Source organism: Singulisphaera rosea (assembly GCF_054877945.1).
In genome coordinates this window covers 97601-109982 of sequence record NZ_JBTYIP020000003.1, presented here as the reverse complement: position 1 = coordinate 109982, position 12382 = coordinate 97601, and the positions used below count along the sequence as shown (strand labels likewise).

At 65.8% G+C, this 12382-nt stretch carries 10 protein-coding genes; 6 read left to right on the top strand and 4 right to left on the bottom strand.

The features are described 5' to 3' along the window. Positions 1-7: 7 nt before the first annotated feature. Positions 8-613, top strand: coding sequence for an imidazoleglycerol-phosphate dehydratase HisB (gene hisB, locus ACYOEI_RS06860; RefSeq protein ID WP_462848625.1), 606 nt, complete (start codon positions 8-10; stop codon positions 611-613). A 56-nt stretch (positions 614-669) separates the two neighbouring features. Next, positions 670-1668, top strand: a complete 999-nt coding sequence (locus tag ACYOEI_RS06855) for a lysylphosphatidylglycerol synthase transmembrane domain-containing protein (protein WP_462848624.1) — start codon at positions 670-672, stop codon at positions 1666-1668. Between the two features lie 258 nt (positions 1669-1926). On the opposite strand, the gene ACYOEI_RS06850 is transcribed toward ACYOEI_RS06855, so the two are convergent. The 3 genes from ACYOEI_RS06850 to ACYOEI_RS06840 form a co-directional block, all read right to left on the bottom strand. Next, a complete protein-coding gene (locus ACYOEI_RS06850; protein ID WP_462848623.1) occupies positions 1927-3036 on the bottom strand; it encodes a D-TA family PLP-dependent enzyme in 1110 nt (369 codons plus the stop codon). Between the two features lie 234 nt (positions 3037-3270). Continuing rightward, positions 3271-3591: a tetratricopeptide repeat protein gene (locus ACYOEI_RS06845; protein ID WP_462848622.1), complete on the bottom strand. Its 321-nt coding sequence runs from the start codon at positions 3589-3591 to the stop codon at positions 3271-3273. Between the two features lie 207 nt (positions 3592-3798). Beyond that, the gene (locus tag ACYOEI_RS06840; protein WP_462848621.1) at positions 3799-6942 is read right to left on the bottom strand and encodes a PVC-type heme-binding CxxCH protein; all 3144 of its coding nucleotides are present in this window, start codon (positions 6940-6942) and stop codon (positions 3799-3801) included. A 292-nt stretch (positions 6943-7234) separates the two neighbouring features. Here ACYOEI_RS06840 and ACYOEI_RS06835 point away from each other — a divergent pair, with 292 nt between their 5' ends. The 4 genes from ACYOEI_RS06835 to ACYOEI_RS06820 all read left to right on the top strand — a co-directional run bounded on the left by ACYOEI_RS06835 (position 7235) and on the right by ACYOEI_RS06820 (position 10857). After that, positions 7235-8011 carry an alpha/beta fold hydrolase gene (locus tag ACYOEI_RS06835; RefSeq protein ID WP_462848620.1) on the top strand — a complete coding sequence of 259 codons (777 nt, stop codon included), beginning with the start codon at positions 7235-7237 and terminating at the stop codon, positions 8009-8011. 140 nt (positions 8012-8151) lie between these two features. Then, complete coding sequence (locus ACYOEI_RS06830) at positions 8152-9363, top strand: ribonuclease D (RefSeq protein ID WP_462848619.1); 1212 nt, start codon at positions 8152-8154, stop codon at positions 9361-9363. A gap of 45 nt (positions 9364-9408) precedes the next feature. Continuing rightward, on the top strand, positions 9409-10254 hold the full coding sequence (locus ACYOEI_RS06825) for a sugar phosphate isomerase/epimerase family protein (RefSeq protein WP_462848618.1): 846 nt from the start codon (positions 9409-9411) through the stop codon (positions 10252-10254). Positions 10255-10524: 270 nt separating this feature from the next. Continuing rightward, positions 10525-10857: a hypothetical protein gene (locus ACYOEI_RS06820; RefSeq protein ID WP_462848617.1), complete on the top strand. Its 333-nt coding sequence runs from the start codon at positions 10525-10527 to the stop codon at positions 10855-10857. A 314-nt stretch (positions 10858-11171) separates the two neighbouring features. On the opposite strand, the gene ACYOEI_RS06815 is transcribed toward ACYOEI_RS06820, so the two are convergent. Next, positions 11172-12272 carry an ankyrin repeat domain-containing protein gene (locus tag ACYOEI_RS06815; RefSeq protein WP_462848616.1) on the bottom strand — a complete coding sequence of 367 codons (1101 nt, stop codon included), beginning with the start codon at positions 12270-12272 and terminating at the stop codon, positions 11172-11174. Positions 12273-12382: the final 110 nt, after the last annotated feature.

Below are 12382 nucleotides of genomic sequence, written 5' to 3'. Positions count from 1 at the left end.
CGTCGACTTGGACGCGCCGACCGCCGCGAATCGAACGGCCGAGATTGTTCGGAAGACCCGAGAGACCGACATCCGCCTGAGCTTGAGCCTCGACGGCCGGGGGCGTGCCGAGGTGAAGACGGGGGTCGGGTTCCTCGACCACATGCTCGAACTCTACGCGCGGCATTCCCTGATGGACCTCTCGGTGACGTGCGAAGGTGACCTCCACATCGACGACCATCACACGACGGAGGACATCGGGATCTGCCTCGGTCAGGCGATCGATCGCGCCCTGGGCGACCGCGCGGGGATCCGACGCTACGGGCATGTGATCTTGCCCATGGACGAGACCCTGGTGACGTGCGCCGTGGACCTCGGGGGCCGGCCCTACTGGGTCTGGAACGCGCCGATGCCCGCGCCCAAGATCGGCACCTTCGACAGCGAGCTCGTCGCCGACTTCTGGCAGGCCGTGGCGACCCAGGGACGCATGAATCTCCACGTGCTCCTGAACTACGGGCGGAACACTCATCACGTCAGCGAGGCGATCTTCAAGGGCCTGGCCAGGACGCTCCGGATGGCCTGCGAACGCGACCCGAGGAACGAGGGCGTCCCCTCGACCAAGGGTTCGCTCTGAGTCACGTCGTCGAGCGTCAACAACCGCCCTGCCCCGTCCCGAGCGAGCCCGGTCCCATGTCCAAGCGCTCGAAGCGTTCTCCCCGAGCCCTCGTGATCAACGCGATCCTCGTCGCCCTCGCGTTCGGGCTCCTGGGCTGGGTGATTTATAAGAACCAGGATCAGATTCGCGAGGTCCTGAACCGCAACCTCGACCCTCGGCTGATCGCCCTGGCGTTCGGGATCTACCTCTCGGGGCTCATGCTGACGTTCGTCCGCTGGTGCTGGCTGGTGCGAGTGATCGACCCGGCGTTCCGGCTCCGCGACGCGAGCTTGCTCGGGTTCATCGGCAACGTCTACAACCTCGTGATCCCGGGCGCAGTCGGCGGCGACCTCATCAAGGCGGCCTTCTTGATCCGGATGCGGATCAACTCGACCCAGGCGATCGCCTCGATGGTGCTCGACCGGATCCTCGGGCTCCTTGGCCTTTTCACGTTGGCCGGGATCGCCGGCATGATCGCCTGGCCCACCACGGATTCGGTCGCCGTGAAGCGGCTGATCCTCGTGGTCTGGACGTTCCTCGCCGTCGGCTTCCTCGGCCTCGCGGCGATCTTCGGCCAGGCGCTGACCCGGAAGTTCCCGGGGCTCCTGGTGAATCACGGAAAGATCTCGCTGATCCTGAAAGAGCTCCAGACCCTATCCGAGACCTACCGGAGCCGCCTCGGCGTGGTCTTCGGCGCGTTCGGGATGTCGACGGTCAACCACTCCCTCAACGTCCTGGCCTTCTACACGATCAGCCGGGCGATGTTCCCGAGCGGCCTTCCCACCCTCTCGCAGCACTTCCTGATGGTGCCGCTGACCCTCTTCACCACGGCCGTTCCCCTCCCCTTCGGGGCCCTGGGCCTCTCCGAAGAAGTGAGCGACCAGCTCTTCAAGCTCGTGAGCCATCCCCATGGCGCCCTGGCGATGATGGGCTTCCGCATGCTGATGTACGCCGGCGCCCTGGTCAGCGTCGTCGTCTACCTCGCCAACCTCCGCCAGGTCCGCGGCCTCACGGATGCGGCCCACGAGGAGTGATCGGGGGCCGATGGGAGTCGGATTTTTAGCCCAGGATTGAACACGGATAAGTGGCAGAGAAGACGTGAAGATCAACAGAAGACGCAGATGATCACAGATAATATAAAAATTCAAAAATTAAGTTTTGAATTTCCGTATGATCCGTCATTCATTCGTGTTCAATCCGTGGCTAAGATCATCTTTTCATCTGTGTCAATCTGCGTTATCTGTTGATTGTCACGTTTTTCGCTTGTATTCAATCCGTGGCTCGACATCGAATCAGAAGCGGAGCACGCGGTCTCGCGCGACGATGTCCCACTCGTCCACGACCGTCCCGTCTTCGATCACGTAGGCCTTGCGATACAGGGCGCACGTCGGGCAGATGTGGGTCGGCAGGGTTAGGACCGGGCTGCCGGGCGGGAATTGGCCGGCGTTCGGGGTGTTGACGAGGATGTGCTCTTCGCTGTGGCCGCCGAGGGTCGACTCGGGGACGCTGAGGACCTGGAGACGATCGCCCTGGGGGTCGGCCGCGACGGCCTTGTACCCGATGTCGAGACAGAGCCGGTCGGGGCGAGGCCGGCTCACCACGCGGCCGAGCAACAGCGCCGCGGGGACGAACGGGAGGTCGGGATACTTCTTCGCATAGCTGCCGTCGTGCAGGACGGGCGTGCCGGGAGAGCACTCGAGGCCGGGGATGTCTCGCAAGGTGTGCACGGGGAACGTCGGCGTCCCGCCCATCACCAGTCGGTTTACCGGCAGGCCTCGGGCGATGAGGCGGTCGCGGAGCTGGAGCGTCCGCTCGAACCCTGGGGCGGCGGATTTCTTGCGGTCTTCGAGGTCGAAGTCGTGGATATGGCCGTCGTAGCCGTGCAGGCCGTCGAACGTGAGGTTCGGCAGGCTCGCCACCAGCGAGGCCAGGTCGTCGGCGTCTTCGGGGGCGATTCCCGTCCGGCCCATCCCGAGGTCGAGGTCGAGCAGGACCGGGACGGGTCGGTCGATCCCTTCGAGCCCCTGCGACAACGCCCGAGCGGCGTCGGCGTCGTCGACGACCGTGCGAAACGTGGTCTCGGGGAAGTTCTTCACAAGCTCCGCGAGCCTGGGGATGCTCGGGCCGACCATCGGGAACGCGATCAGCACGTCCGACGCGCCGGCGGCGGCGGTCATCTCGGCCTCGGCGATCGTGGCGCATTTGTGCTTATGCACGCCGAGCTCGCCGTACATCCGGATGATCGCCGGCATCTTGTGGGTCTTGACATGTGGCCGGAGGCGGTCGGCCCCTCGGGCCATCTCGATCATCTTGGCGAGGTTGCGCCGGACGATCGGCAAGAAGATCACCAGCGACGGGCTCAGGAGCTCCGACGGGTCGTTCAGGGCGTATTGGGGATCCATTCGCTCGTGCCTTTCGATCGACCCTCGGCGGGGGGATGGGGGTGGAGTGGTGGTGCTTGATCTCGAGATTCGTCGGAGAGCGGTCGATTTCCTTTACAGGCCCGAAGCGCAAGCGATTGAATCGATCCTGCGGCTTAGCGGGGACCACTCGCTTGCGCTTCGGGCTTGTATGAGTTCATGTTTGCGAGGGGCGGCGAGAAACGTCGAATGACCGACGTTGGCTGATCGCCCTGGTCACTCTAAGCCCATCTGCTTGTTGTAGGCGATGGCCTTGGCGTGCTCGGCCTCGGGGATCCGGCCGCATCGCTGGTAGATGACGGAGAGGGCGGTGTAGCTGAACGTGTCGTCGGGCTCGAGCTCGACGACCTTCTTGGCGTGCTCGATCGCCTTCTCGGACTCGGCGAGGTCGGCGTAGAGCTTGGCGAGCATCCCGTGGCCGATGGTGAAGGCCGGGTCGATCGTGACCGCCTCTTCGAGGATCGCGACCGCGCCGGGCTTGTCTCCCTTGTCACGCTGGTCCACGGCTTGATCGTACATTTCGTTCGGTGTCGGCATGGGTCGTTCCCGGTCGCAAGGGCGAAGTGGCCTGGTATCTTCGACGCGTCTCGAGGAATTGTAGGAAAGTTTCGCCGGGGAGAACATGGGCGAAAGCGAAGTCGGAAGGTGGTCCGCCCGGCTTCGCGGACGGCGGGGGATAGGGCTTCGGCGTCGACCGTGTCAGAATCCCGGTGTTGGAGAAAACACCGGGTTTCGGGACGAAGTTTACTTGGGCGATGCCTGCCCTCGCAGGCTCTCCTGGGCTGCGCGGTCGCCGAGGAAGGCGAGGAGGTCGGCCAGCTCGTTGAACGAGAGGTGGCCGACGACGCCGACGGGCATCAGGCTGGTCTTGTCGCTCCCCTTCTCTTCGACTTCCTTGGCGGGGATGCGGACCTCACGCCCCTCGGCGTCCTTGAGGGTGACGCCCTCGGCGGTGTCGGCGAGGAGGAGGCCGGAGATGACTCGGCCATCGGTCGTGGCGACCTTGAAGGTCCCGAAGCCCTCCTTGATCTCCTTCGACGGCTCGAGGATCGACTCGACCCGCTTGTCGAACGAGAGGGTCTCGTAGATCTTCGTGAGGTCGGGGCCGACCGACCCGCCGAGCCCTTCGAGGCGGTGGCAGGTGGTGCAACCGGCCTTCTTGCCGTCGAGGTAGAGGGACTTGCCCCGCTCGGCGTTCCCGAAACGCTGGACGTACGAGCGGAGCCGCCTCGCCTCTTCGCCGGTCGGCGCGGCGAGCAGCCGGCTCTTGAGCAACGCCTGGAGGGCCGCCTGGATCTCGGGGGTCGCGTGCGGCCGGATCGCCTCGATCACTCGGGGCAGGTCCTCGGGAGGAAGTTTGCCCGCGTTGTAGAGCTCGGCGACCATCAGGGCCGACTGGGGCTTCTGGCCGAGCAGGCCGATCGCCTCCTGGCGGAGCGAGCGGTTCTTCTCATTCAAGAGCCCCTTGGCGTGCCCGGCCGCTGCCTCGAAGTCGAGCGAGGCGAGGGTACGGAGGAGCTCGGTCCGGAACCCGGCGTCGTCGCTCGTGTTGAACAAGCCCGCGTACATCGGCGTGAGCGCCTTGTCCTCATAGGCCCGCAGGGCCGAGACCGCCAGGCGACGCTCGTCGGCCGGTGCTCTGTTCGCCTTGGCGAGCGCGACGAGGGCGTCCTTCGCCTCTTTCGAGCGGACGTCGAGCGCGAGGCCGAGCGCCGCGCGTCGGACGTCGGCGGATTCGTCGGTCAGGAGGCCCGTCAGGATCGGCCCGGCCGAGAGGAGGGCCCGTTGGTGCATCGCGGCCAGGACCCGGATCGCCTCGACCCGGATTGCCGGGTCGGCCTTGGGGTTCTGGCCCAACCAGGCCACGACCCGCTCGGGCGGGACGGCGCCGACGATCTCGCGGAGCGTCCGGAAGAGGCCGGCTCGCGCCTCCGTCGGGATCTCCGACGATCCCGTCGCCGACTCCAGCAAGCTGGCCAGGGCCTCCTCACCACGCCACCCCTGGAGGATCTCAAGGGCCGCCGCGCGATTCGCCGGGTCGGGCGTCGAGAGATAGCTGACGACCGTGTCGAGGCCCGTCTTGCCCATCGCCTGGAGGCCTCGGGTGACACCGTCCCGGAGGAACGCATCTCCGCCCGAGGTCGCCTTGCCGGCCTCGATCAGGTAGGCCGCGACCATCACTTTGCCCGTCGTCCCGAGGTAGCCGCAGAGGGCCCTCAGGAGTTGGGGATCGTCTTTGGCGAACCGCACCAGGTCCGAGACCTCGGGATAGGCGTCCGGGAGGCCGACGTCGGCCGTCCACGCCAGCTTCGAGGGGTCGTCGCTCAGGGCCGCGGCGCGGGCGGCGTATTCATAGGCGAGCCGCTTCACCGACGAGTCTTGATCCTTGATTGCCTTCTGGAGGACAACCCGCGTCTTGTCGAACCCGAGGGCCGAAGCGATCGCCAGGGCATGCCGCTTCGTCGCTGGCGTCACCTTGGGGTCATCCCAGAGGGCCGCCAAGGCCTTCGGATCCTTGACGCCCCGGCGGATCAGCTCGAGGTTCGCCACCCGGCGCATCCCGTAGTCGTCCGACTTGAGGGCCTCGATGAAAGCCGGCTCGTCGCCTTGGAGCAGCCTGACGTACCGGTCGCGCGGCAAGGTCGGCCGGGCCGGTTCTTCGTCGGTCCCTCCCCAGGTCATGCGGTAGAGTCGGCCGGTCTTCCCGTTGCCCGAGAGCGCCCCCGCGCCGCCGGAGTCGGTCCGCCAGTCGAGGATGTAGAGGGCCCCGTCGGGTCCGACCTCGGCGTCGGTCGGGCGGAAGAGACCTTCGTCCGAGGCGAGGAGCTCGACTTCTTTGGCGACGGCGTAAGTCGCGCCGGCGGGCTTCAGCGTGTAGGCGCGGACGAGCTTTCGGAAGACGTCGGGATAGACGAGGAGGTTCCGCGTGCTCGGCGGGAAAGCCGAGGAGTTCAGGACACCGAGGCCCGCGGGGGCCCCTCGGCCGGTCTCGGTGATCCAGCCCAGGCGACTGGGCCGTCCGCCGTTCCACGTCGCGCGTTCGAAGTCGGGGTTGCAGCAGCGGGCCCCTTCGCGGAGCCGCCAGCCGTAGTCTCCGCCGTCGACGACGTGCAAGACTCGGCAGCCGGTGAAGCCGGGGGAGCCTTCGTTGTCGTTGTCGGTATGGACGATGTGGAACTCGTCGTCGAAGGCGACGTTGCCCCAGGGGTTCCGCATCCCGAACCCGACGACCTGCATGTGGGTGCCGTCGGGCTTGCAGCGGAAGACGCCGCCGGAGCGGAGGACGGTCCCCGTGGACCCGTCCGACCCCTTGGCGTGGGCGTCGCTGTCGCCGGTGGTCAGGTAGAGCCAGCCGTCGGGCCCGAGGATCATCCCCGAGACGCGGTGGTGCGAGTCGTCGTTGCCGAAGCCGGTGGCGATGACCTCGCGGACCTCGAACGTGCCGTCGCCGTCCTTGTCCTTGTGGCGGACGACGTCGTGGTTGAGCGTGACGTACGTCCAGCCGTCCCAGAAGAGGATGCCCGCGGGGAGGTCGAGGCCGTCCATGTACATGTCGGCCTTGTCGAACGTGCCGTCGCCGTCGACGTCGGTGAGGACCTTGATGTGGTCGTTCGGGCCTCGTCCTTCGCGCCACTCGGCGACGTACAGCCGGCCGTCGGGCCCGAACGTCATCGTCACCGGGTTGATCACGATCGGTTCGGTCGCGGCGATCGCGACCTTCCAGCCGGGAGGGGTGCGGTAGCCGGCGAGCCGAGGGTCGGCCTCGGCGGCCGTCGCGGTCACGGTCACGGTCCAGGCCGACATCGAGCACGCCCAAAGGGCGAGGACGCCGAGGATCCGTCGCGCCGAACGCGCGCGGACGCTGCTGAGATTAAGGCTCACGGACACGTTCCTCACTCCTTCGGCCTGATCCATTTGGGGGTGTCAATCGCGGCGGGGACCGTCGGGGGCTCTGGCCCGTTCGGGGGGATGGTCTCGACCTTCGGCGGTTGGTTTCGGGATGCCTCGAGAACGACAACTATGACGCACCGTCGGGCGAATCTCAAGGCCGCACGCAGGGGCTGCGACGATCCGAGAACCCGGGCGTGAACCGTCACGTTCGGCGGATCCGCTGGCGATCCCCGGGGCGACCCCTTAGAATCGGTCAACGAACCGAAGTCACGACCTGGGAGGCCTTTCCATGCTGTTGAATTACGACGACTTCGGCCCGGGCCCCGTGGTGGTCCTGCTCCACGGCTTCCCCTTGAGCCGGAAGATGTGGTCCGAGCAAGAGTCGAGCCTCGGCTCGATGTACCGGATGATCGTCCCCGACCTCCGCGGACACGGCAGGTCGGCCGCGCCGGACGGGATCTACCCGATCGAGGCGATGGCCGATGACGTCGTCGAGCTGCTCGACGCGCTCCAGATCAAGGAGCCCGTCGTCCTCGGTGGCCTGTCCATGGGGGGATATGTGGCCCTCGCCCTGATGGCCCGCCACCCCGAGCGGTTCCGGGCCCTCATGCTGATGGACACCCGCGCGTCGGCCGATACCCCCGAGGGCGAGAAAGGACGCGAGACCCTGGCCAAGGCCGTCGAGGAGGCCGGCAACGCCGGGCCCGTCGTCGAGAGCATGCTCCCGAAGTTCTTCTCGGTCGTGACCCGCCAGCGTCACCCCGACCGGGTTGCCGCGGTCCGAAAAGTCATGGAGAAGACGACCGTGCGGACCCTCGCCGGCTCCTTGCGAGGGATGGCGGCGCGTCCCGATCGGACGGCCGAGCTGCCCCAGATCAAGGTCCCGACCCTCGTCCTGGTGGGCTCCGACGACATCGTCACGCCGCCGAGCGAGGCCCGGGCGATGGCTGACGCGATCCCGGGGGCGAAGTACGTGGAAATCCCCGACGCCGGGCATCTCGCCCCGCTCGAGAACCCGGATGCCGCCGACGCGGCGATCCTCAAATTCCTCGACACCCTCCCCTGATCTTCGCGCGAGCCCCTCGTCCGAGTCGCCGAAAAGCGGAAAACGGACGGCCCTTGCGTCCAAGGGACCGTCCGCCGATAATCCTTAATTGTATCGTATCGTGAAAATCAAACGTCGGTGGACGAGGCGTCACGGTTCTGATGGGCGAGGCGGTGGAAGAACCCTTGATTGCGACGGCTGCCGGCCTCTCGGAGCTGGTCGACCATCTCCGCGCTTCGGGCCGGTTCGCGTTCGACACCGAATTCGTGTCCGAAGAGACGTTCGAGCCGGTGCTCTGCCTGATCCAGGTCGCGACGCGAGACCGCCTCGCCGTCGTCGACCCCTTGGCGATCCGCGACCTCTCCCCATTCTGGGAGGTCGTCAACGACCCGGCCGTCGAGGTCGTGATGCACGCCGCGAGCGAAGACCTCCGGATCTGTCGGTTCAAGACCGGCCGGGTCCCCGAGCGGGTCTACGACGTCCAGATCGCCGCCGGGCTCGCGGGCTTCGGCTTCCCCCTCTCGCTCGTGAACCTGATCGGCCAGGCCCTTCGCGTGACCGTCTCGGGGGGCGAGACGCGGACCGACTGGCGGCGACGCCCGTTGACCTCGGCCCAGCTCCGCTATGCCCTGGACGACGTCCGCTATCTCCTCGATCTCGCCGACCTGCTCGCGGCCCAACTCGCACGCTGGAACCGGACCGATTGGGCTGAGGCCGAGTTCTCGAGCTTCGTTTCCACCATACAGAACCGCGTCGAGGAGGATCGCTGGCGGCGCCTCCCCGGCCTGCATCAACTCAACCGGCGGAGCCTCGAAGTCGCCCGGCGCCTCGCCGAGTGGCGACACGACGAGGCCCGGCGCTCCAATCGGCCGCTCCGCCAGATGCTTCGCGATGACCTCCTCGTCGCGATCGCCAAGCGCCAGCCTGCGAGTCGTCGCGACCTGGAGGCGCTCCGCGACTTCAACCGGCCCCACTTGCTGAACAAGAGCGGCGACATCCTCGAGGTTATCGCCGAGGCCCAACTCGTCCCCGTCGAGGACTTGCCCGAGCCCCCCGACCGCCACGAAGAAGGGCCGGGCCTGACGATGGTGGTGAACCTGCTCTCGGCCGCGTTGGCCCAATGTTGCGCCCATCACCGGGTCGCCGCCGGCCTGGTCGGGTCTTCGCATGACCTGAAAGAGTTGGTGCGTTGGCACAGCCAAGGGTGCCCTCCTTCGCACCCCGCCGAGCTCGCGAACGGCTGGCGGGCCGAGGTCTGCGGCACCCCCCTGCTCGACGTCCTCTCGGGCCGTTGCGCCCTCCGCGTCGTCGATCCCCAGGCCGATGTGCCGGTCGTCCTCGAACCCTTGGCGGGCGGCTCGGCCTTCGCCTAGCCTCCCTACGGCCGCCTTCCCGTCTCGTTCCTCGGAGATCGTCCCTTGAGCCGGATCGTGAGCTGCTTCACCAACTGCTATGGGGCCTCCGGCGTCTGGACGGCCGTGGAACGGATCCGAGACGCGGGGATCAATCACCTCGAGCTCGCGCTCCGAGGGCACAACTTCGGCGGTTTGGTCATCCCCGAGTCGGCCGTCGTCACCGAGAAGGCCGACGACGCAACGGCCCAGTCGTTTTGCGATCACCTCGAGACGCACGGCGTCAAGGTCAGCGGCTGCAACGTCGGCGGCGCCGACATCCGGACCCGCGAAGGGGTCGAGATCACGCGCCGCCGGATCCAGTTCTCCTCGCGCTGGTTCCACGTCTCGATCGTCGTCTCCGGGGCCGGCCAGCCGGCCGACGCCGACGAGCGCCGGACGATCGTCACCCACCTCCGCGAGCTCGGCGACGTGGCCCGCGACCTCGGCATTACGATCGCACTCGAGACCCACAAGGGCCCGACCCAGAACGCCGCCGCCATGCTCGCGCTCATGGACGAGGTCGACCACCCGCACGTCCTGCTCAACTTCGACACCGGGAACATCGCCTACTACAACGAAGGCGTCGATCCCGTCGACGAGCTCGAGAAGGTCAAGCACCTCGTGCGCAACGTCCACGTCAAGGACAACCGCGGCGGCCTCGAAGACTGGTACTTCCCCGCCCTCGGCGACGGCGGTGCGGTCGATTTCGTCCGAGTACGCCGGATGCTCGACGAGATCGGTTACACCGGCGCCTACACCATCGAGATCGAGGGCATCGGCGGCGAGCCCGAGCCCGGCCTCGAAGGCCGCCAGGACCGCATCGCCCGCAGCGTCGAGCACCTGAAACGCTGCGGCTATCTCCAGGGTTGACCTCACCCCAGGTGGTGAACGACTCCCCGATCCGCTACGCGGGGCACTCCTGCCCCGCACGTTCTCCTACGCACACTCTCCCCACCCGGTAGGCGGGGCACTCCTGCCCCGCATGTCTTTCCGGTCGGCTTCGAGGTGTTTCTGAAAAATGTTTATGATTTGAAATTTTTGTTGATTTGAGCTCAGTTTTAACACGTATAAATAATTTGGCCTTGATGTTTCGCCTCGACTTCGCTGCTTTCGGCCCGTGCTTACATCGACCGCGACCTGTTGGCGGCCGGATTCGTCGAAGTCCCGAAGATGTCGTCGTATCTGACGGGAGGGACGGCCGCCCCTCCGTCAGCGTTACTCATCCTCTTCCACCCAGCCGGCGGGTTCGCGATAGACGTAGGGCTTCGGGTAGGACTCGCCTTCCTTGAAAGGGATTCCCTGCATTTCGGCGAGTTGCCTGGCGTCTTGCTCGGTCTTGACCGAAGACCCTCTGAACCAGAGGGTTGTCGCGAACTTCAGGTTCTCTTCAAGTTCTTCGAGGGTGTCGGCCTGGGCGACACACCCGGGAAGCTGATCGATTTCGGCCCAATAGGCCCCGCTTCAATTTTTTGAGCGGTCGCGGTGAAAGACATGGGCACAGTCAAAGTCATGGAAAAAGCTCTCTTCCTGGACGAGGCTTCGCCCCCCTTCGGGCTGAAGCAAACGAGGCAAGAACTCCAGGTTGATACCCCAGCTCTGCATCCGTGCACTTGGGCCATTGCCAAGGCAAGGGCCTTGGCTACCTACAAACAGACGGGGCCGCGAGCTCCTCGCTTGAGAGCGACACCTAGATCTGTGACGAAGCCGATCGCCTGACCTCCGAGCTCCTTCCGCATGTACCCGAGGTGAAAAGCGAAGAGCGGATCCGAGGCGACAAACTCGGCGGTTCAGTGAGTCGCTCCCGCGCGTTCGAGGATCTGGATGACGTCCTGCTGCCCTTCATGATGGGCCCACTCTAACGCGGTGAGTTGGTCCTTGCCGACGGCGTCAAGGTCGGCGCCTCGATCGATCAAGAACTGCACGGCTTCGACATGCCCGGACTTGGCGGCATGCGCGAGGAGTGAATGACTATCGAAATGGTCGTCCAGGTGCGATGCCCCGCGATCGAGCAGGATCCGGAGCGCGTCCACGTCCCCTCGGCCCGCAGCAAACATTGCGATGCGGGCGGTTCCGTCGGAGATCCTGTCAATTCGAGATCTTTTACGAAGCTCTTCATCCAGCAGAGTTTCGAAGAGAGACAAATCCTTTCGTGCCAGGGCATCGACGATGCTTCGCTGAGCCCCTTGAGAGAGGAGTGTCCGATAAATCTCCTCATGACCATTGGCTGCGGCGTTGGACAGGGCGGTCTGACCGGACCAATCGACCGCGTTGATGTCCGCACCACGATTGATGAGATGATGAACGACCTCGGTTTTCCCGTAACGGGCCGCGATCATCAGCGACCTCTGTCCGAGGTCGTCTGTTGCTTCGACATTGGCCCCGCGGTCGAGCAGCAGACCCACGATGGCGACATGGCCAAGATTGGCCGCGATCATCAGCACCGGGCCATGATAATCGCCCTCGCCGGTATCAGCGGATTCGCCCTCATCGAGTCGGGTTTTTGCGAGCGCAACGTCGTTCAGCAGCACGGCCTCGATGAGCCGAAAACGTCCTCCCGCCGCAACAAGGAGCTCCAGCGGCCTGGGGTCCGGCTGAGGGATCCGGTAGAAGTCATCCCAGGACCGTGACTCAATCAACGCTCGCGTCACCGCGGTAAAGCCGATACTGTCCGAGAGATCGGGATCCGCCCCGCGATCGAGCAGAAATCGGATCATCTCGATCTGGCGACCTCGCACAGCCCGCATCAGGGCGGTTGAATAGATCCCGTTGCCCACCTGGTTGACATCGGCCCCGTGCCGAAGATGCTCTTCGACCAAGGCGGAGTCACCGCGTTCGGCGGCATCGAGCCATGCTTGGAGTGCCGGATCAAACTCGCGTCGACGTGCCATGGTTCATCTGGCCCGGAGTTCCCGAGCCTTGTGGGATGGAGGTTACATCAGAGGTGATCGGTGTTAACTCCGTCCCCGCGCGACGAAGACCGAGAGACGTGCGTAGCAAA

Excerpts from the sequence above, each read along its gene's own strand:
- ACYOEI_RS06855 (WP_462848624.1), top strand. The coding sequence starts at position 670 with ATGTCCAAGCGCTCGAAGCGTTCTCCCCGAGCCCTCGTGATCAACGCG.
- ACYOEI_RS06850 (WP_462848623.1), bottom strand. The coding sequence starts at position 3,036 with ATGGATCCCCAATACGCCCTGAACGACCCGTCGGAGCTCCTGAGCCCG.
- ACYOEI_RS06845 (WP_462848622.1), bottom strand. The coding sequence starts at position 3,591 with ATGCCGACACCGAACGAAATGTACGATCAAGCCGTGGACCAGCGTGAC.
- ACYOEI_RS06835 (WP_462848620.1), top strand. The coding sequence starts at position 7,235 with ATGCTGTTGAATTACGACGACTTCGGCCCGGGCCCCGTGGTGGTCCTG.
- ACYOEI_RS06830 (WP_462848619.1), top strand. The coding sequence starts at position 8,152 with ATGGGCGAGGCGGTGGAAGAACCCTTGATTGCGACGGCTGCCGGCCTC.
- ACYOEI_RS06815 (WP_462848616.1), bottom strand. The coding sequence starts at position 12,272 with ATGGCACGTCGACGCGAGTTTGATCCGGCACTCCAAGCATGGCTCGAT.